Below are 19,250 nucleotides of genomic sequence, written 5' to 3'. Positions count from 1 at the left end.
CGGGGAGACGGACGACCGAATCGCCGCAGTCACGCGACTGTACGCAGGTCCCCCCGGCAGCCTCCCTCGCGCACACGCGGTCGCGGGCCAGATCGCGCAACGTCGACCGGCACGCCGGCCGCGTGATCTCGGCCGTGCGCACGATGTCCGCTCGGTGTCCCGTCCGACCCCGTCCCCGTCCCCGCTACGCCGGGTCGGCTGGGTGGGGGGCGTAGCGGGAGGCCATGTGGGTCTCGCAGGCTTTGGCCAGCTCCTCGTAGGCCGGGGCGCCCATGAGTTCGCGCAGTTCGGGCTCGTAGGAGATGTAGACCGGATCGCCGCCTACGTGGGCCTCGGTTGCGCCGGTGCACCACCAGTGCAGGTCGTGGCCGCCGGGGCCCCAGCCTCGGCGGTCGTATTCGCCGATGCCGACGACGAGGACGCGGGTGTCGTCGGGGCGGTCGACCCAGTCGAAGGTGCGGCGGATGGGGAGTTGCCAGCAGACGTCCGGCTTGGCTTCGAGCGGGTGGCGGCCCTCGCGGAGCGCCTGCGCGTGCAGGGCGCAGCCCTCGCCGCCGGCGAAGCCGGGGCGGTTGAGGAACAGGCAAGCGCCGTCGACGCGGCGCGTGCGCGGCTCGTCGTCCTCATCCGGCTCCGTCACACCGTCGGCGGTGCCGGTCGCGTGGTGCTGCCACGTCTCGGGCGTGAGCCGGGCGACCCACTCCATGACGCGCTTCTCGTCGTCGTCGTCCGACCAGTGCGCGCCGAGCGTGCAGCAGCCGTCCGCCGCGCGCCCCGCGGCGATGCCCTGGCAGCCGCTGCCGAACACGCACGTCCAGCGCGACGTGAGCCAGGTGAGGTCACAGCGGAACACCTGCTCGGCGTCCTCCGGATCCTCGCGCGGCGCGGGGTCGGAGAACTCGAACCAGGCTCGGGGGAAATCCAGGCTTACTTCGGGCACGGGCCAAGCGTAGACGTGTGTTCGCCCCTCGCTCCGCCACCTCACCGTGCGCGGGCGCGCCCGCCGCCGCGGCGGTCCGCGGCATACGCTCCGGCCGGGCCGTACGGGGCGAGTACGATCGGTTGCCAGTGCGGTGGCCCCGCGCGTCGCCCTCGCACGCACCCGGGACGGGCCGCCGGGGTCCGGCGCGACGCGAGCCACCCTTCACGGTCCGAACGAGAGGTCCTGGCGTCGAACATGCGACTCGGTGTACTCGACGTGGGCTCCAACACAGTCCACTTGCTCGTCGTCGACGCCCATCCGGGCGCTCGGCCGCTTCCGGCGTACTCCCACAAGACCGATCTGCGGCTCGCCGAGCTGATGGACCCGGACGGCCGCCTCGGGGAGCAGGGGACCGCGCGCCTGGTCGAGACCGTCGCCGAGGCGCTGGAAGTGGCCGAGGACAAGGGCGTCGAGGACCTGCTGCCGTTCGCGACCTCCGCGCTTCGCGAGGCGCCGAACGGCGAGGACGTGCTCGCCCGGGTCCGCCGTGAGACCGGCGTCGACCTCCAGGTGCTGACCGGCGCCGACGAGGCCCGGCTGACGTTCCTGGCGGTGCGGCGCTGGTTCGGCTGGTCGTCCGGCCGCCTGCTGGTGCTCGACATCGGCGGCGGCTCGCTGGAGGTCGCGGCCGGGATAGACGAGGAGCCGGACGCCGCGGTCTCGCTGCCGCTCGGCGCGGGCCGCCTGACCCGCGCGTGGCTGCACGGCGACCCGCCCGGCGGGGACGAGGTGCGGGTGCTGCGCAAGCACGTGCGTACCGAAATCGCGCGCACCGTGGCGGAGTTCAGCCGGTTGGGTCGCCCCGACCATGTGGTGGCGACGTCCAAGACCTTCAAGCAGTTGGCCCGCATCGCGGGGGCGCCGGCGTCGAGCGAGGGGCCGTACATCAAGCGCGTGCTGACCCGGGCCTCGCTGGCGGAGTGGCTGCCGCGGCTGGCGGTGATGTCCTCGGACGAGCGGGCCGCGCTGCCCGGCGTCTCCGAGGGCCGGGCTTCGCAACTCGTCGCGGGCGCGGTCGTCGCGGACGCCGCGCTGGACCTGCTCAACGTGCAGCAGCTGGAGATCTGCCCGTGGGCGCTGCGCGAGGGCATCATCCTGCGGCGCCTGGACTGGATGGCGGGGCACTGAGGGCCTGACGCCGGGTCGGGTCGGATCGGGACGTTCCAGGTCAGCGCGCGCCGAACGTACGCGTAGGGGGTCCCGACGCCGTGCACGCGTTCTACTCTTGGCGACGTGGCCGACCCCAGGGATCCCCTCGATCACTACGCGCACCGCCCCGTGAACGGGCTCGCGGTGCCGAAGGTCGCTGCCGTGCTTGCCACGGAGGCGCGCGTTCCGGACGCCATCCTGCGCGTCCCGGACGCCAAGATCGCCCTGTCCACCGCGTCCGTCTACCCCGACACGACCGCCGACGCCTTCGAGATGGCGGCGCGGCTGGGGTACGACGGCGTCGAGGTCATGGTGTCGACGGACCCCGTCAGCCAGGACATAGAGGCGCTGCGGCGGCTCTCCGACCACCACGGCGTCCCGGTCCTCGCGGTGCACGCGCCCTGCCTGTTGATCACGCAGCGCGTGTGGGGCACCAATCCCTGGGACAAGCTCGTCCGTGCCCGCGTCGCCGCCGAGCGCCTGGGGGCGCGCACGGTGGTCGTCCACCCGCCGTTCCGCTGGCAGCGCGGGTACGCCCGCGACTTCGTGCGCGGCATCCACCGCATGGCCGACGAGACCGACGTGTCCTTCGCGGTCGAGAACATGTACCCGTGGCGCTACCGGGACAAGGAGGTCGCGGCGTACGCGCCCGACTGGGACCCGACCGACGAGGACTTCCGGCACTTCACGATCGACCTGTCGCACACCGCGACCTCGCGCGTCGACGCCATGGCGCTGGCCGCCAAGATGGGCCGCCGCCTACAACACGTGCACCTCGCCGACGGCAGCGGATCCGTCAAGGACGAGCACCTGATCCCCGGACGCGGCAACCAGCCCTGCGCGGAGCTGCTGGAGCGCCTGGCCGGCCAGGGCTTCGCCGGGACGGTGGTCCTGGAGGTCAACACGCTCCGCGTCTCCTCGCGTGCGGAGCGCGAGGCGGATCTCGCGGAGGCGCTGGCCTTCACGCGCCTGCACCTGGCGGCGCCGGCCGAGGTCCCCGGATATGGCCGGTGACCTGACCGGCGGGCCGCCCGGTCCCGCGGACGGCTTCGCGCGGCGGCGCGGTCCCGGGCGTCCGGCGGGCCGCCGCGGGGGCGCGGCCGACACCCGGCGGCAGATCCTGGACGCGGCCCGCTCCGAGTTCGCCCGTGCCGGATACGCCGGTACGTCGGTGCGCGGCATCGCCCGTACCGCAGGCGTCGACCCCGCTCTCGTGCACCACTACTTCGGCCCGAAGGAGAGCGTGTTCGTCGCGGCCCTCGACCTGCCGTTCGACCCCGACGCGCTCGTCCCGGACATCTTCGCCGAGGGCCCCGAACACGTCGGTCAACGCCTGGCCCGGCACTTCTTCGGCCTCTGGGAGGACCCGGAGATCCGGCCGCGGCTCCTCGCGCTGCTGCGCACGGTCCTGTCCGGCGACGCCGCGGCCGGCCTGCTCAGCGACTTCATGACCACCGAGATGGTGCACCGGCTGGCCCGCGAGTTGGACACCCCCGACGCGCTGCTGCGCGCGAGCATGTGCGCCGCACAGCTCATGGGGCTGGCGTTCACGCGGTACGTCCTGGCCATGGAGCCGGTCGCGAGCACCGACGTCGACACGCTCGTGGCGGCCGTCGGCCCGACCCTCCAGCGCTACCTGTGCGGCGACTGACCGGTCGACCGTCCGACCGCCGCGCCGGGGTGGCCGCATCCTGGACGTCTCCCACACCCTCCGCGGCGCGGACGTAAGCTCGGAGTACCGCAATCGTCGGACGCCCCGGCTGCTCGGGTGCGCCGCCGACCAGGACCACGAGCGAGAGGGTGTGCCCAGTGCCGCAACTGAGGTCTCGGACGGTCACCCACGGCCGCAACATGGCGGGCGCCCGCGCGCTTCTGCGCGCCGCGGGCGTCGAGCGCGAGGACTTCGGGAAGCCGATCATCGCGGTCGCGAACAGCTTCACCGAGTTCGTACCGGGCCACACCCACCTCGCCCCCGTCGGCCGCATCGTGTCCGACGCGATCAAGGCCGCGGGCGGCATTCCGCGCGAGTTCAACACGATCGCTGTCGACGACGGCATCGCGATGGGCCACAGCGGCATGCTCTACTCGCTGCCGTCGCGCGAGCTGATCGCCGACGCCGTCGAGTACATGGTCAATGCGCACCAGGCGGACGCCTTCGTGGCGGTCTCCAACTGCGACAAGATCACCCCGGGCATGCTGATGGCCGCGCTGCGCCTCAACATCCCCACGGTGTTCGTCTCCGGCGGTCCGATGGAGGCAGGCAAGGCCGTCATGGTCGACGGCACGGTCCGCGCGCACCTCGACCTGATCACCGCGATCGCCGACTCCGCGTCCGACGCGGTCTCCGACGAGGACCTGGAGCGCATCGAGGAGGCGGCCTGCCCGACCTGCGGCTCGTGCGCCGGCATGTTCACCGCCAACTCGATGAACTTCCTGGTCGAGGCCATGGGCCTGGGCCTGCCCGGCAACGGCTCGGTGCTGGCCACGCACACGGCCCGCAAGGCGCTGTACGAGCAGGCCGGCGCCACTGCGGTCGAGCTGTGCAAGCGTTACTACGAGCAGGACGACGAGACGGTCCTGCCGCGCAACATCGCCACCCGCGACGCCTTCGAGAACGCCATGGCGCTCGACATCGCCATGGGCGGCTCGACCAACACGATCCTGCACCTCCTGGCCGCCGCCCAGGAGGGCGAGGTCGACTTCGGCATGACGGACATCGACGCGCTGTCGCGCCGCGTGCCGTGCCTGGCCAAGGTCGCCCCCAACAACGCGCCGTACCACGTCGAGGACGTGCACCGCGCGGGCGGCGTCCCGGCCCTGCTCGGCGAGCTCCACCGGGCCGGCCTGCTGCACGAGAACGTCCACTCCGTGCACGCCGACTCGCTCGCAGAGTGGCTCAAGAACTGGGACGTGCGCGGCGGTTCCCCGTCGGCCGAGGCGGTCGAGCTGTTCCACGCCGCCCCCGGCTGCGTGCGCTCGGCCAGCGCGTTCAGCCAGTCCGCGCGCTGGGAGTCGCTTGACCTGGACGTCGAGACGGGCTGCATCCGCGACGTCGCCCACGCGTACAGCAAGGACGGCGGCCTGGGCATCCTGGTCGGCAACCTGGCGGTGGACGGCTGCGTGGTCAAGACCGCGGGCGTCGACGAGTCCATCTGGACCTTCTCCGGCCCGGCGGTCGTGGTGGAGTCCCAGGAGGACGCCGTCGAGGCCATCCTGGCCAAGCGGGTCAAGGAGGGCGACGTGGTCGTCGTCCGCTACGAGGGCCCCAAGGGCGGCCCCGGCATGCAGGAGATGCTGTACCCGACGTCCTTCCTCAAGGGCCGCGGGCTCGGCGCCAAGTGCGCGCTGATCACCGACGGCCGCTTCTCCGGCGGCACGTCGGGCCTGTCCATCGGCCACGTCTCCCCGGAGGCCGCGGCGGGCGGCGTGATCGCGCTGGTCGAGGACGGCGACATCATCTCGATCGACATCCCCAACCGCGCCATCACCCTCGACGTCCCCGACGCCGAACTGGAAGCGCGCCGCGAGAAGCTGCTCGCCACGCTCGGCAAGTACCGACCGGCGAACCGCGACCGCGAGGTGAGCACGGCCCTCAAGGCGTACGCCGCGATGGCCACCTCCGCCGACAAGGGCGCCGTCCGCGACGTCAGCCTGCTCGACTGACGCGCGCCGCCACCGCGAACAACGGCCGCGGTTGGGGTGGGTGGCCTGACCTCGGGGCGGCGCAGCAGGTAGAACTGTCGGAGCGAAACCGGCCGGTAATGACCGGGTGGGGGCGCGGGCAGTCCGGGCCGGTCTTCGACCGGTTCTGTGGACTGATCCTTGGGACCGCTTGTTCGGACCGCTTGTTTGACCGCTGTGCCGGACCGGCGCGGCGCACCGATATCTGGGGAGGCCGCGGCATGGGTGTGAGTCGGCGGGAAGTCCTGCGGTACACCGCGGTGGGAGCCGCGGCCGTGGGCGGCGGGGCGGCGCTCACCGGGTGCTCGGACGACGACGAGAAGGATCCGCCGAAGGACGGCACTCCCGGGTCGCAGCAGCCCGTCGGGCCGCCGGTCGAGCCCAACGCGTGGGCCACCACCGTGGAGCGCACGCTGGTGCTCGGGCCGGAGGGCGCGGGTGGGTACCGCAAGATCGTGGAGGGGCCGGGGGAGCCGTACGTCGTGCGGGGCGATCTGGCCGCGCCCGAGGCGGTCGGGGAGGCGGCGGTGAAGGCACGGGCCGCGACCCGCAAGCCGGTGATCGCGTTCACGCAGTTCAGCGACCTGCACATTGTGGACTGCCAGTCACCGGCGCGCGTCGAGTTCCTGGACCGCAACCGCGACCCGGGCGAGCCGTTCGCGGCGCTGCTGCCGGTGGAGGGTGCGTACCGCGCGCAGGAGATGTTGTCGGCGCAGGTCGCCGAGGCGATGGTGCGGGCGGTGAACAAGATCGAGAAGGGCCCGGCGACCGGCGCGCCGATCGCGTTCACCATTGTCACGGGCGACAACACCGACAACGTGCAGTACAACGAACTGCGCTGGTACATAGACCTGTTGGACGGCGGCAAGGACGTCCGGCCGGACTCCGGCGACACGGGCAAGTACGAAGGCGTCGCGGACCACATCGCGTACGACGAGCGCTACTGGCACCCCGACGGCACGCCGCCCGGCGCCGCAGACGACGCGCCGCGCGCCAAATACGGGTTCCCGACCGTGCCCGGCCTGCTCGACGCCGCGCGCAAGCCGTTCAAGGCGACGGGCCTCAAGACCCCGTGGTATTCGGCGTACGGCAACCACGACGGCCTCGCGCAGGGCAACCTGCTGCCGAGCGAGGCGGTGCAGAAGGCCGCGGTCAGCGACCGCAAGGTCATCGGCCTGGCCCAGGGCGTGAACCTGGTGACGCTGCTGGTCCAGGTGCAGGGCGGCAACCAGCAGGCGGTGCAGACGCTGCTGTCCGGCCCGTCCCGCCCGGTGTCCGCCGACCCGGACCGGCGTCCGGTCACCCGCACCGAGACGGTCAAGGAGCACTTCCGGACGGCCGGCAAGCCGGAGGGCCACGGGTTCACGCAGGAGAACGTCAGCGCGGGCACCGCGTACTACGCCGTCGACCACGACCGCGTCCGCTGCATCACGCTCGACACCGTCAACACCAACGGCGGTTCGGAGGGCTCGCTGGACGCCGCGCAGTTCGCCTGGCTGGAGGCGCAGCTGAAGGCGAACAGCTCGCGCTACCTGGACGCGCAGGGCAAGGAGGTGCAGAACGCGGTCCCGGACAAGTTGTTCGTGGTGTTCAGCCACCACACCTCCACGTCGATGGACAACGGCAACGGCCCCGACCGCGTGCTCGGCCCCAAGGTGGTCGAACTGCTCACGCGCTTCCCGAACGTGGTGGCGTGGGTGAACGGTCACTCGCACCGCAACACCGTGCGCCCGCACGCCCGCCCCCCGGGCAGCCCGGTGCCGGGCGGGTTCTGGGAGGTCAACACGGCCGCACACATCGACTGGCCGCAGCAGGCCCGCATCGTCGAGATCGCCGACAACGGCGACGGCACGCTGTCGGTGTTCGGCACGGTCATCGACAGCGCCGCCCCGGCCGACCTCGCCCGCCGCACCGACGACCCGCTGGCGCTGGCCTCGCTGTCGCGCGAGCTGGCCGCCAACGACTGGCAGGAGCGCGAGCGGAAGGACCCGGCGGAGGACGGCAAGCGCGGCAAGGCGTCGGACCGCAACGTCGAACTGCTGATGGCGGCGCCGGCGTGGTTGAGGGGCTGATGCCGGGTTCCCAGGTTGAGGGGCGGGGTGGCGTCCCCGGCTGAAGGGCTGGGCTGCGTCTCTTGGTTCCAGGGTGAGGGCTGGGCCGCGTCCCTCGGTTCCAGGGATGAGGGCTGGGCTGCGTCTCTTGGTTCCAGGGATGAGGGCTGGGCCGCGTCCCTCGGTTCCAGGGATGAGGGCTGGGCCGGGTTCCCGGCTGAAGGCCGAGCCGCGTCGGTGGCGAATCCGACAAAACGGGTNCCCCCCCCCCCCCCCCCCCCCCCCCCCCCCCCCCCCCCCCCCCCCCCCCCCCCCCCCCCCCCCCCCCCCCCCCCCCCCCCCCCCCCCCCCCCCCCCCCCCCCCCCCCCCCCCCCCCCCCCCCCCCCCCCCCCCCCCCCCCCCCCCCCCCCCCCCCCCCCCCCCCCCCCCCCCCCCCCCCCCCGCCGCGGCGCGGCGCCGCCGTCCGGGTGCCGTGCGTGAGGCGCCGCCCCGAAGCGAGGTTCCGTGCTGCGCCAGGTCCTGCTTTCCGCCTCCCGGAGTGACAAGGTCAAGAACCTGGTCGAGACCGCCCCGGTCACCCGCTCGCTGGTGCACCGATTCGTCGCGGGCGAGCGCGCGTTCGACGCGGTGCGCGTGACCGAGCACCTGGCCGCGCAGGGCCTGTACGCCAGCATCGACCACCTCGGCGAGGACACCCTCGACCCGGCCCGCGCCCGGGCGACTCGCGACGCGTACGTCACCCTCCTCGGCCGCCTCGACGACGCCGGGCTCGCGGGCCGCGCCGAGGTGTCCGTCAAGCTGTCCGCCGTCGGCCGCTACCTGCCCGGCGACGGCGAGGCCATCGCCCTCGACCACGCACGCGCCATCTGCGAGACCGCCAAGACGTGCGGCACGACCGTCACCCTCGACATGGAGGACCACGACACCACCGACGCGACGCTGGCCGCCCTGCGGGAACTGCGGGCGGACTACCCGTGGGTGGGCGCGGTGCTCCAGGCGTACCTGCGGCGCACCGAGGCGGACTGCCGCGATCTCGCGGGGGCGGGGTCGCGCGTACGCCTGTGCAAGGGCGCGTACGACGAGCCCGCCTCCGTCGCCTACACCGACCGCGCCGACGTCGACCGCAACTACGTGCGCTGTCTGAAGGTCCTCATGGCGGGCGAGGGCTACCCCATGGTCGCCACCCACGACCCCCGCATCATCGAGTTGACCGGCATGCTGGCCGCCCGCAACCGCCGCGAACCGGGCACCTACGAGTACCAGATGCTCTACGGCGTGCGGCCCAACGAGCAGACCCGCCTGGCGGCCCAGGGCGAACGCGTGCGCGTGTACGTGCCGTACGGTGACCAGTGGTACGGGTACCTCATGCGCCGACTGGCCGAGCGTCCCGCCAACATGACGTTCTTCCTGCGCTCCCTCGCCGGACGGGGATAGCCCCGGCGCGGAACCGTGCTCCGGCCCGGTCGCGGCGGCGCCCGGTCGCGGCCGACGGGGGCCGCGGGGGCGGGGACGCGGACAGGCACACGGAGAGGCCAGAGGTGAGGCACATGACCCAGCGGGTCGCGGTGATCGGCGCCGGCAAGATCGGCGAGGCGCTACTGTCCGGCATGCTGCGCGGCGGCAAGCGCCCCGGCGACCTCATGGTCACCGCGCGCCGGCCGGAGCGGGCCAAAGAACTCCACGACCGCTACGGCGTCGACGCCGTGGGCAACGCGGAGGCCGCCGAGGCGGCCGACACGCTCATCCTCACCGTCAAGCCGCAGGACATGGGCGCGCTGCTGGACGAGTTCGGCGCGCAGATCCCGGCGGACCGGCTCGTCGTCTCCGGGGCGGCCGGCATCCCGACGTCCTACCTCGAAGCCCGCCTCGCGCACGGCACGCCGGTGGTCCGCGTCATGACCAACACCCCGGCGCTGGTGGACGAGGCTATGAGCGCGATCTCGGCGGGCGCGCACGCCACCGAGGACCACCTGAAGCGCACCGAGGAGATCTTCCAGGGCGTTGGCAAGACCATCCGGGTCCCGGAGAAGCAGCAGGACGCGGTGACGGCGCTGTCGGGCAGCGGCCCCGCGTACTTCTACCTCCTGGTCGAGGCGATGACCGACGCCGGGATCCTGCTCGGCCTGCCGCGCGCGGCCGCGCACGACCTGATCGTGCAGGCCGCCGTCGGCGCGTCCGTCATGCTCCGCGACTCCGGGGAGCACCCGGCGCTGCTGCGGGAGGCGGTCACCTCCCCGGCCGGCACCACGATCGCGGCGATCCGCGAACTGGAGAACCACGGCGTGCGCGCGGCGCTGCTCGCCGCGCTGGAGGCCGCCGCCAACCGCTCCAAGGAGCTCGCGGAGGGCCTCAAGTGACCCCAGGCCGGACGGCCTCCCGGCCCGGCCTGGTGATCTTCGACAACGACGGGGTCCTCGTCGACAGCGAGCGCATCGCCAACGCCGTCATGGCCGAGATCCTGACCGGGTACGGCGTGCCGACCACCGCCGACGAGGCGATCCGCGACTTCATGGGCGGGTCCATGACGCTGGTCCGCACGGTGGTCCGGGAACGCCACGGCCGGGACATGCCCGCCGAGTTCGAGGACGCGTACCACCGTGCCGTCTTCGCCGCATTCCGTGCGGGGCTCAAGGCCGTGGCGGGTGTCGCAGACCTTCTTGACGCGCTCGTGGCGGCGGGCGTCCCGTATTGCGTGGCCTCGTCCGGCACCCACGACCGCATCCGGCTGACGCTCACCACCACGGGTCTCATCGGGCGGTTCCCGGACGCGGTGATCTTCAGCAGCCAGGACGTCGCGCACGACAAGCCCGCGCCGGACCTGTTCCTGGTCGCCGCCGAGAAGATGGGCTTCGCCCCGGAGGACTGCGCGGTGATCGAGGACAGTCCGCTGGGAGTGGCCGCGGCCCGGGCCGCCGGGATGCGGGTGTACGGGCACACCGCCCTGACCCCGCCCGAACGCCTGGGCGGGGCCGACGCGTTGTTCGGCACGATGCGGGAGGTTCCGGAGCTGCTGGGGGTGTGAGGCGGTGGTGCCGTCGGCGGCTTTGCGGCCTCGTGTCGCTCTGCGCCGGCTCAGTCGCGTGCCATGCCGCGGTCGGGCTCGCTCATGTCGCCCGTGCGCGGTGCGCCGTCGCCGAGCGCGTACCGCAGGTACACGGTGCCGCTCGGGCTGCTCACCGGCGGCTCCAGGAGGGTGAGGTTCGAGGGCACCTCGCCGCCGTCGAACACCTTCTTGCCGCCGCCGAGCAGGATCGGGTGCACCCAGAGGTCCAAGCGGTCGAACAGCTTCTCGCGCAGCAGGCTCTGCACGAGGTCGAGGCTGCCGACGACCTTGATGTTCTCGTGCCGGTCGCGGATCTCGCGCACCGCGTCGGCGAGGTTCGGGCCGAGCTGCTCCGAACCGGCCCACGAGAGGTCGGGCGTGCCGCGCGAGGCGACGTACTTCGGCACGCGGTTGAAGAGCGTGGCGATCGCGTCGTCCTGACCGCCCTCCTGATGCGGCCAGTAGGAGGCGAAGATGTCGTACGTCCGCCGCCCGAGCAGCAGCGCGTCGGTGCCCTCGTACGCGGCATGGATCTGGGCCCCGGCGACCTCGTCCATCAGCGGGGCCTGCCATCCGCCGAACGCGAACCCCTCCGGATCCTCGTCGGGACCCCCGGGCGACTGCGCCACAAGGTCGAGGGTCGCGAACTGTTCGATCTGGATGATGCCCATGGCGTACCTCCGGTGAAGTCGGACACTTCCGTCGAAAGGTAGCCCGGAGGGCACCGCGGAACTCATCGCCGTGCCGCACCCGGATGCGTCGAGGGGCCGCCCAGTCAGCGTCGTGCCGCATGCCTCGCGCTTCGTACCTTGCGCCGCGTGGCGCGTGTCGCGTGCCTCGTGCCGCGTATCGCGTGTCGCGTGCCGCGTGCTGTGCGCGGACTTTCGCGCCCCGCGTCCCACCGTGTGCTGCGCTTTGCCCTGCTTCGAAGCGTTTGCGCTCTTCACGGCACCCCTCTTACCCCTGCCACGACTACTACGCCCCGTTCGTTGCCCGGTGCGTATGCTCCAGCTGCCTGCGTCGACCGCCGCGCCTACCGGGTGGGCAGGTTCGCGCACGCGTCGATGCCCGAGTCCGCACGGTCCGCGCTGCGCGCTCGCATACGCCCGTGCGTTGCCGGGTGGGTGTGCTCCAGTAGCCTGTGTCGACCGCCGCGCCTACCGGGTGGGCAGCTTTGCGCACGCGTCGATGCCCGAGTCCGCACGGTCCGCGCTGCGCGCTCACGCCTTCGCACCTGCTTCCTCCTCACCCCGCCTCGTCCTCACCCGTCACTACCGCGCGTCCCCCCGGAGGTTGCGGGTGTGGGTCCCCCGTGTGGGGGATGGGGATCGTCGCGCCGGCGGACGGCGGGGTGGGGTGGGCGCGGCGAGGGTGGGGGCATGGAGACAACGCGCACCGAAGCCGGTTCAGCCGTCGCCCCTGAGTCGCCGACATCCGCGACTGCCGCGCCCGGGACGGCCGCATCCGCGACGGCCGCGCCCGGGACGGCCGCATCCGCGACTGCCGCGCCCGGGACGGCCGCATCCGCGACTGCCGCGCCCGGGACTACCGCATCCGCGACGGCCGCATCCGCGACTGCGGCGCCCAGGACCGCCGCCCCCGGGACTGCCGCATTCGCGACTGCGGCGCCTGGGACTGCGGCGCTGGGGACTGCCGCGCCCGGGACTGCCGCGCCCGCCACGTCCGCGCCCAGGCTCTCCGCGCCCGCCTTCACAGCCGCCGCTGCGTCTGGGGCTTCCGCACCCGTGGCCGTGTCCGTCCCCACGTCCTCCGCTGCGGCGTTGGCGACTTCGGCCGTCGACGCCGAGCACGCGTCCCGCCGCCGCGCGTTGCGGCGGTGGCTGGGGATCGGCGGGGTCGTCGCCTGCCTTCCCTACCTGGGACTCAAGCTGCTCTGGGTTTGCGGCGTCGATGTCGGTGTCGTCGATCGCGGCGATGTCAGCGACGCCGCGTGGGTGGCGGTCAATCTGGTGACGTTCGCGATGGACGGGGTCGCCGCGCTGATCGCGTACGCGTTGACGCGCCCCGGCGGGCCGCGGGTGCGGGCGTGGTTGGTCGCGCTCCCGATGTGGGTGGCGTCCGGGCTGCTCGCGGTGATCATGGCCGCTGTGCCGCTGAGCCTGCTCGGTATGGCGTTCGGCACCGGGAACCCCTTCGCGAGCGACGGGTTCCTCGAACCGTGGGTCTACGCCCTGGTCTACGGCGGGTTCATCGTCGAAGGGGTGGTTCTGCTCGGCGCGTTCGGCCTCTTTGCCGACGAGCGCTGGGCTGGCCTGCTGCGCGCCTCGTCGGCGGCCTTCGCCCGGTGCCTCGCCACGGGGCAGCGCGCCGCCGGATACGCCGCCGCGTGCCTGCTCGTCGTCGCGGCCGCGGCCCGGGTCGCGTGGGCGTGCGGTGCGACGTCCGGCCTCAGCGCCGAGCGGGCCGACGCCCTGGACTCGACGCGGCGCATCGTGGAGTCGACCCAGGCCGGCTTCATGGTGCTCGGCGCGGCCGGGTTGCTCCTGCTTCTCGGCGCCTTCGAGCGGCGAAATGTTCCGGTACGCGTGCCGCTCGCACTTGCCTGGGTCGGCGGGGCCGTGGCGTCCGGCTGGGGAGGCGTCCTCGGCCTGACCGGCGTTCTGGTGGGCGGAGAGGAAAGCCCGACCGCCGTGATGACCGCTGTGTACAGTGCGGAGACCGCGGCCGGGCTCCTGATGCTCGGCACCGGCCTTCGCGCCCTCGGCGGTATCGGGACGAGGACGAAGGGCACATGAACCAGCGCTCCGGCACACGCCGCCGCCTCCGGGACCGGCTCGCCCACCTCCGGGTGAGCCGACGGGGCGGGCTGCGCTGGATGCACCTGCTCCTCGGCGCCGCGCTGCTGATGCCGTTCCACACCCTTATGGTCACCTGCCTCTCGACTCTCGGTGCGTTCGACGGCACGGCGGGCGAGGCGGCGGCCGTCCAGTTCACCGCCTTCGCGCTGGACGTCCCGCTCGTCGTGCTCGTTGGTCTGCTCCCGGTGGCACGCACTCTCGAAGGAGCCATGGCACGGACTCTGTGTGGGAGTTCGGACGAGATCCTGGCAACTGCCGCCGACTCGTGGCCCGCCAGGCGGCGCACGTCTGCGTGGTTCACGTTGCACACGCTCCTCGGCGGAATCGTCGGCGGCATCTCGCTCGCCGCGCCCCCGGCGGGCGCGCTGTTCCTGGCGCTGCCCTTCCTGGACGGCGGCGGTCTCGCCGGGGACCTCGCGTGGGGTCGCCCGCTGGTCGAACACCCTTGGGCGGCACCGCTGCTCGGGACGATTCTGCTGCTCCTGCCCATCGCTGTCTCGGCCGCGGCCGGACGCCTTCTCGCCCGGCTCGCCCCGGTCCTGCTGGGCCCGACGCCCGGCGACCGCCTCGCCGCCGCCGAGGCCCGCGCCGCGCGCATGGCCGAACAAGCCCGCATCGCAAGGGAGTTGCACGACTCGGTCGGCCACGCCCTCAGCGCCGTGGGCATCCAGGCCGCCGCGGCGTCCCGGCGGCTGGACGCCGACCCCCAGTTCGCGGCGAAGGCCCTGGCCGCGATCGAGGAGACGGCGCGCGACGCGGTGGCGGAACTCGACCACGTGCTGGGCCTGTTGCGCGACGAGGTGGACACGTACGCGCCGCGCGGCCTCGCGGACCTGGCCGCGCTCCTCGACCGCACGCGGGCCGCCGGTGCCGCGGTGGACTACGCGTACGAGGGCGAACCGGCGTCCCGCGTCCCGGGGACCCAGTCGCGCGAGGCGTACCGCATCGTGCAAGAGGGCCTCGGCAATGCGCTGAAGCACGCGCGCGGCGCCCCCATACAGCTCCGCCTCACCGCCGGACCGAACGCGCTGGAGATCACCATGGCGAACCCGCTGCCGTCCCGCCCGCCGCGGACTCCCCGCAGGCGTGGCGGAAGCGGCCTGCCCGGCATGCGCGACCGTGTCGCACTGCTGCGAGGCACGCTTGACGCCGGTCCGGACGACGACGGCATCTGGCGGCTCACCGCCCGCATTCCGCTGGTGGCCGCCGCGTGACGATCCGCGTACTCGTCGCCGACGACGAGCAGTTGATCAGGGTCGGCTTCGGCGCGATCCTCGACGCCGAGCCGGACATGGCCGTCGTCGCCGAGGCCGCGGACGGCGTCGAGGCGGTCGCCCTCGCCACCGAACACCGGCCGGACGTCGTCCTCATGGACGTCCGCATGCCCGGCCTCACCGGCATCGACGCCACCGCCCACCTGGTCCGCACGCTGCCGGAGCCGCCGCGCGTACTCGTCGTCACGACGTTCGAGAACGACTCGTACGTCTACGAAGCCCTGCGCGCGGGCGCCACCGGCTTCCTCCTCAAGCGCGCCCGCACCGACGAGCTTCTGCACGCGGTAAGGCTGGTGGCCCGCGGCGACTCACTCCTCTTCCCGGCGGCCGTACGCGACCTCGCGCTGCGCCACGCCCCCGTCGCCCCCGACCGCAGCCGCATCGACCGGCTCTCCGAGCGCGAACAGGCGGTCCTGCGCCTTATGGCGTCCGGCCTGTCCAACCCGGAGATTGCCGACCGCATGGGCGTGGGCGGTGAGACGGTGAAGACCCACGTGGCCCGCGTGCTCGCCAAACTGGCCGTCCGCGACCGCACCCAAGCGGTCATCGCCGCATACGAGTCCGGCTTCGTCACCGCCGGGAGCTGAGAACACACGCTTGCCGCAGAAGACTTCCCCGCCAAAACGCCGAACGGGCGGCTTCCGCAGTCCCTGTGCCGAGGACTCCGGAAGCCACCCGCCCGGGGTGCTGCCGCGTGGGCGCCGTCAGGACGTGCTGCCGGCCGTGGCGGTGGCGGCGGCCCGGGCCTGCGCCTGGGTGGGGAACCCGGGGCGGCCGACCAGGTCGCTCGTGCAGAACGCGCAGCGGACGGCCGCGGTGGGCACGCTGCTCAGGCAGTCGGGGCACTTCGTCTTGGCGGCCTTCTTGTCGCCGTCCAGCCGGTCCTGGAGCTTGGTCACCGGCATGACCACCACGAAGTAGATCACCGCGGCGACCAACACGAAGCTGATCAGCGCGTTGAGGAAGGCACCGTACGGGAAATCGGTGTCCCCGACCGAGAACGTCTGCTTGCTGAAGTCGCCCACGGCGCCGGTGGCGACGCCGATCAGCGGCGTCAGGAACGCGGTGACGAACCCGGTGACGACGGCCGTGAACGCCGCACCGATGACGATGCCGACCGCGAGGTCGACCACATTGCCCCGCAGCAGGAAGCTGCGGAATCCCTTCAGCACCGGGGCTCCCGATTGTCTTGGTGATTCGCCGGCGCCGATCGGGCCAGACCAGCGAGTCATCCTGCCGATTCCCAGCCGCCGAGTCCACTTCGCTCACACTCACGAGTGACCAGTCGTATTTCCGCTCGTGATGTCGAACGCCGCACCGACCGGCTTCCCGACCGGGCGCGGCAGCGTCCCCCCACACGGCGGCGACGCGCACGACGATGACGCGCGACACCAAGCGGCCCGGAGCCCCGCACCTCACCAGGTCGTCCACATCTGAGAGAGATCCGGTAGAACACCGTGGACCAACGAGTCCACGAGATCCGTGAGTTGGCCTCACACTTGGCCGACTCGCGGGTCCCGGCGGTCAGTTCACCCCGGTTCGCCGGCGACGACCAAGCCGTGTTCGTAGGCGAAGACCACGGCCTGGGCCCTGTCACGCAGGCCCAGCTTGGCGAACATGCTGCCTACGTGGCTTTTTACGGTCGCCTCGGTGACGAACAGGCGGGCCGCGATCTCGGTGTTGGAGAGGCCGCGAGCGACCAGGAGCAGGGTCTCCCGTTCGCGCGGCGTCAGCACCGCGACGAGTGCGGTCGATGCCTGGATCGGCTCCCGGCGCGCGGCGAAGTCCTCGATGAGACGACGCGTGATCGAGGGCGAGAGCAGCGCCTCGCCTTCGTGGACGACGTGGATGGCCTCCACCAGGCGCGCGCGTGGTGCGTCCTTGAGGAGGAATCCGGCGGCGCCCGCCCGCAATGCGCCGTAGACGTACTCGTCGAGGTCGAATGTCGTCAGGACCAGCACCCGTGGCGGTGGTGAAATCCCGGCCGCGTGCAGGCGCTTGGTGGCCTCGATCCCGTCCATCCGGGGCATCCGGATGTCCATGAGCACGACGTCCGGGCGCAACTCACGTGCCAGCGCGACCGCGTCGTCACCGTCCTCGGCCTCGCCCACGACGGTGAAGGCGTCCAGCGTCTGGAGGAACAGGCGCAGGCCGGTGCGGATCAGGTCCTGGTCGTCGACGATGAGCAGGCGGACGGTCATGTCCCGGCCGCCCCCGATCCTGCCAGGGGCAGCCTCGCCGCGATCCGGAAGCCGCCGTCGGGTTCCGGTAGGGCCTCCAGTTCGCCGCCGAGTACGGAGACGCGCTCCCGCATCCCGACGATGCCGTGCCCGATCGCGGAGGGACTCGCGGCAGCGGAAGCGGAGATACGCGGTTGCGAGGCCCGCTTGGTGTCGTTGACGACCGAGACGTCCAAGTGCGTGCGGCCGAAGCCGAGAGTCACCACGACGTGGGTGGGTTCGGCGTGCTTGAGCACGTTGGTCAGCGCCTCCTCGACGATGCGGTACACCGACAACTCCAGGCCGCCGGCGAGCGGACGCGCCTCACCGGTGACCTTGAGCCGCGTGGGCAGCCCCGCCGCGTCGTACGAGGCGACCAGCGCGGCGAGTTGGGCCAACGACGGTTGTGGGTGCAGGTGGGCACTCTGGTCGGGCCCGCGGAGCAACAGCAGCATCCGGCGCAACTCGGCCACGCTTTCTTCGCCGGTGGTCTCCACGCGTTCCAGGGTTTCGTCAGCCACATCGGGCGCCGTGCGCAGTACGTCGCGGGCACCGCGTACTCCGAGCAGCATCACGGTGACCGAGTGCGCGACGATGTCGTGCAACTCACGGGCGAGCGCCGTGCGTTCCTGCTGGGCTGCGATCACGGACAATTGCTCGCGCTCCCGTTCGAGTTGCGCGGTGCGTTCCTCCAAGGCGAGGGTGTAGCGCCGCCGGGTCTGGGCGTAGGCGCCAAGTCCCCAGGTGCCGACGGCGACGGGGATCACCGTGATGCCCGCCAGTTGCAGGTAGAGGCCCGTCGATGCGAGGGCGACCAGTGAGACGCGTGGTTGCCGCACTTCCGCGACCGTATAGAGGGCGACCAATGCCGGTGCCCCGCCGGGGTGTTGGCCGGTCACGGTGAGCACTGCCGCCACTGCGCACGCCAGGCCGAGCACGACCTCGGGCGCGACGCGCCGCGCGAGCAGGACCGTTCCCCCCAGGATGATGAGCACGGCGGGGAACGCCCGGACCGGATTCGAGTCCTCGAACGTCAGCCCCAGTTCCACACCGGTCGTCACCGCGGCGAGAGCGCAGTCGAACACCACGGAACGGCGCGCCTGGAACTGCCGGAACCATCGGCGTGCCGCCCCCAGGGGCCGTCCGTGAGCGTTCATGCCAGGTCGCGGCGCCGCTCGCCGAGCACAGCCACGAGCACCAGGGCGACCGCCCAGGCTGCCAGGACCACCGCGGCGGCCCCCGTCGACAACGTCGTGTGGTGCGTGGACCGAGCCAGGACGTCGGCGGCCCCGAACGGGGTCAGGTTGGCCGCCGACTCGGCGACACCGGCGATCAGCGGAAGCACCGCGAAGTTCACGATCAAGAGCACGACCACCCCCAGGACCGGGATTCGCACCATCGCTCCGATGGCGGCCCCCATGATCGCAGACAGCACAAATGCCGCCAGATTGCCCACCGCGACCGCGGTGATCTGCCCCGCCGTGAGATCGGGACCGGAGTCGTCGCCCAACAGCGGTACGGCCACCGCGACCGACGCCGCGACCGCCGCTCCGCCGATGAGCAGTCCGGTCACGGCGTAGGCGCCGATCCTGGCGAGCAGGACCGCGCCGCGGTCGCGCCCGGCCGCCAGCGCGGAAGGTGCCGCCGTCCGGTGGCGGTACTCACCGGCGACGCCGACCAGCCCCCACAGCATCAGCAGGACCGGCAGCCCGGCGAACGCCTCCTGCTTCTCCGCGACGTCGTCGAGGTCGCCCGACGCGGCGGCGACGATTACGGAGTTGAGGACGGCGAACGCGATCCCGCCTATCGCGAACGCGTAACACGAACGCGTGGTCGTGGTCTTGAGCAGTTCTCCCCTCACCAGCCGGCTCATGCGTCACCACTTTGCGTAAGGTCGTGGAAGACGTCCTCCAGGGACGTCGACCGCGGGGTGATCTCCTGGAGGAAAATGCCTTGACTGTGCGCCAGTTCCGCGACGTCGTCGACCGGCAGCCCCTCGATCCACAGGCTGCCGTCGTCCGCGGGCCGGGG

General features: G+C 72.6%; 17 protein-coding genes. 11 read left to right on the top strand and 6 right to left on the bottom strand.

From position 1 onward, the window contains the following. Window positions 1-184: 184 nt before the first annotated feature. Window positions 185-940 (bottom strand): hypothetical protein, encoded by a 756-nt coding sequence (locus ACRX5S_RS19095; RefSeq protein WP_436774189.1) that lies wholly within the window; start codon window positions 938-940, stop codon window positions 185-187. A gap of 237 nt (window positions 941-1,177) precedes the next feature. Here ACRX5S_RS19095 and ACRX5S_RS19090 point away from each other — a divergent pair, with 237 nt between their 5' ends. The 8 genes from ACRX5S_RS19090 to ACRX5S_RS19055 all read left to right on the top strand — a co-directional run bounded on the left by ACRX5S_RS19090 (window position 1,178) and on the right by ACRX5S_RS19055 (window position 10,886). Beyond that, a complete protein-coding gene (locus tag ACRX5S_RS19090; RefSeq protein WP_436774188.1) occupies window positions 1,178-2,110 on the top strand; it encodes a Ppx/GppA phosphatase family protein in 933 nt (310 codons plus the stop codon). 216 nt (window positions 2,111-2,326) lie between these two features. Further along, complete coding sequence (locus ACRX5S_RS19085; protein WP_436774395.1) at window positions 2,327-3,145, top strand: sugar phosphate isomerase/epimerase family protein; 819 nt, start codon at window positions 2,327-2,329, stop codon at window positions 3,143-3,145. Then, a complete protein-coding gene (locus tag ACRX5S_RS19080) occupies window positions 3,135-3,782 on the top strand; it encodes a TetR family transcriptional regulator (RefSeq protein ID WP_436774187.1) in 648 nt (215 codons plus the stop codon). Before ACRX5S_RS19085 ends, ACRX5S_RS19080 begins: the two co-directional genes overlap by 11 nt. Window positions 3,783-3,940: 158 nt before the next feature. Beyond that, on the top strand, window positions 3,941-5,794 hold the full coding sequence (ilvD, locus tag ACRX5S_RS19075) for a dihydroxy-acid dehydratase (protein ID WP_436774186.1): 1,854 nt from the start codon (window positions 3,941-3,943) through the stop codon (window positions 5,792-5,794). 239 nt (window positions 5,795-6,033) lie between these two features. Next, window positions 6,034-7,884, top strand: a complete 1,851-nt coding sequence (locus ACRX5S_RS19070; RefSeq protein ID WP_436774185.1) for a TIGR03767 family metallophosphoesterase — start codon at window positions 6,034-6,036, stop codon at window positions 7,882-7,884. Window positions 7,885-8,368: 484 nt separating this feature from the next. Then, window positions 8,369-9,298: a proline dehydrogenase family protein gene (locus ACRX5S_RS19065; protein ID WP_436774184.1), complete on the top strand. Its 930-nt coding sequence runs from the start codon at window positions 8,369-8,371 to the stop codon at window positions 9,296-9,298. Between the two features lie 113 nt (window positions 9,299-9,411). Next, window positions 9,412-10,221 (top strand): pyrroline-5-carboxylate reductase, encoded by an 810-nt coding sequence (proC, locus tag ACRX5S_RS19060; protein WP_436774183.1) that lies wholly within the window; start codon window positions 9,412-9,414, stop codon window positions 10,219-10,221. Then, window positions 10,218-10,886 (top strand): HAD family hydrolase, encoded by a 669-nt coding sequence (locus ACRX5S_RS19055; protein ID WP_436774182.1) that lies wholly within the window; start codon window positions 10,218-10,220, stop codon window positions 10,884-10,886. Before proC ends, ACRX5S_RS19055 begins: the two co-directional genes overlap by 4 nt. A gap of 50 nt (window positions 10,887-10,936) precedes the next feature. Here ACRX5S_RS19055 and ACRX5S_RS19050 read toward each other — a convergent pair whose 3' ends face one another. Beyond that, a complete protein-coding gene (locus ACRX5S_RS19050) occupies window positions 10,937-11,578 on the bottom strand; it encodes a dihydrofolate reductase family protein (protein WP_436774181.1) in 642 nt (213 codons plus the stop codon). A 1,110-nt stretch (window positions 11,579-12,688) separates the two neighbouring features. Between ACRX5S_RS19050 and ACRX5S_RS19045 the strand changes: the two genes are divergently transcribed. Genes ACRX5S_RS19045 through ACRX5S_RS19035 form a run of 3 tightly spaced genes read left to right on the top strand, consistent with a single transcriptional unit; the run spans window position 12,689 to window position 15,587 of the window. Continuing rightward, entirely contained in the window at window positions 12,689-13,663 is a 975-nt protein-coding gene (locus ACRX5S_RS19045; protein ID WP_436774180.1) for a hypothetical protein, read from the top strand. After that, entirely contained in the window at window positions 13,660-14,940 is a 1,281-nt protein-coding gene (locus ACRX5S_RS19040) for a sensor histidine kinase (protein WP_436774179.1), read from the top strand. The genes ACRX5S_RS19045 and ACRX5S_RS19040 overlap by 4 nt, the downstream gene beginning before the upstream one ends. Next, window positions 14,937-15,587 (top strand): response regulator, encoded by a 651-nt coding sequence (locus tag ACRX5S_RS19035; protein WP_436774178.1) that lies wholly within the window; start codon window positions 14,937-14,939, stop codon window positions 15,585-15,587. The genes ACRX5S_RS19040 and ACRX5S_RS19035 overlap by 4 nt, the downstream gene beginning before the upstream one ends. 117 nt (window positions 15,588-15,704) lie before the next feature. Here ACRX5S_RS19035 and mscL read toward each other — a convergent pair whose 3' ends face one another. The 4 genes from mscL to ACRX5S_RS19015 form a co-directional block, all read right to left on the bottom strand. After that, window positions 15,705-16,172: a large conductance mechanosensitive channel protein MscL gene (gene mscL, locus ACRX5S_RS19030; RefSeq protein WP_436774177.1), complete on the bottom strand. Its 468-nt coding sequence runs from the start codon at window positions 16,170-16,172 to the stop codon at window positions 15,705-15,707. Window positions 16,173-16,529: 357 nt separating this feature from the next. After that, the gene (locus ACRX5S_RS19025; protein ID WP_436774176.1) at window positions 16,530-17,201 is read right to left on the bottom strand and encodes a response regulator; all 672 of its coding nucleotides are present in this window, start codon (window positions 17,199-17,201) and stop codon (window positions 16,530-16,532) included. After that, a complete protein-coding gene (locus ACRX5S_RS19020) occupies window positions 17,198-18,376 on the bottom strand; it encodes a sensor histidine kinase (protein ID WP_436774175.1) in 1,179 nt (392 codons plus the stop codon). The genes ACRX5S_RS19025 and ACRX5S_RS19020 overlap by 4 nt, the downstream gene beginning before the upstream one ends. After that, entirely contained in the window at window positions 18,373-19,092 is a 720-nt protein-coding gene (locus ACRX5S_RS19015) for an ABC transporter permease (RefSeq protein WP_436774174.1), read from the bottom strand. Before ACRX5S_RS19015 ends, ACRX5S_RS19020 begins: the two co-directional genes overlap by 4 nt. Between the last annotated feature and the right edge of the window lie 158 nt (window positions 19,093-19,250).

This window comes from Yinghuangia sp. YIM S09857 (genome assembly GCF_051388915.1).
Classification (GTDB): domain Bacteria; phylum Actinomycetota; class Actinomycetes; order Streptomycetales; family Streptomycetaceae; genus Yinghuangia.
The sequence above is the reverse complement of the archived record's forward strand: the minus strand, read 5'-3'. Positions and strand labels throughout refer to the sequence as shown.

Coding starts and splice junctions, on each gene's coding strand:
- ACRX5S_RS19080 (WP_436774187.1), top strand. CDS start 3,135: ATGGCCGGTGACCTGACCGGCGGGCCGCCCGGTCCCGCGGACGGCTTC.
- ACRX5S_RS19020 (WP_436774175.1), bottom strand. CDS start 18,376: ATGAACGCTCACGGACGGCCCCTGGGGGCGGCACGCCGATGGTTCCGG.
- proC (WP_436774183.1), top strand. CDS start 9,412: ATGACCCAGCGGGTCGCGGTGATCGGCGCCGGCAAGATCGGCGAGGCG.
- ACRX5S_RS19015 (WP_436774174.1), bottom strand. CDS start 19,092: ATGAGCCGGCTGGTGAGGGGAGAACTGCTCAAGACCACGACCACGCGT.
- ACRX5S_RS19050 (WP_436774181.1), bottom strand. CDS start 11,578: ATGGGCATCATCCAGATCGAACAGTTCGCGACCCTCGACCTTGTGGCG.
- ACRX5S_RS19025 (WP_436774176.1), bottom strand. CDS start 17,201: ATGACCGTCCGCCTGCTCATCGTCGACGACCAGGACCTGATCCGCACC.
- ACRX5S_RS19070 (WP_436774185.1), top strand. CDS start 6,034: ATGGGTGTGAGTCGGCGGGAAGTCCTGCGGTACACCGCGGTGGGAGCC.
- ACRX5S_RS19090 (WP_436774188.1), top strand. CDS start 1,178: ATGCGACTCGGTGTACTCGACGTGGGCTCCAACACAGTCCACTTGCTC.
- ACRX5S_RS19040 (WP_436774179.1), top strand. CDS start 13,660: ATGAACCAGCGCTCCGGCACACGCCGCCGCCTCCGGGACCGGCTCGCC.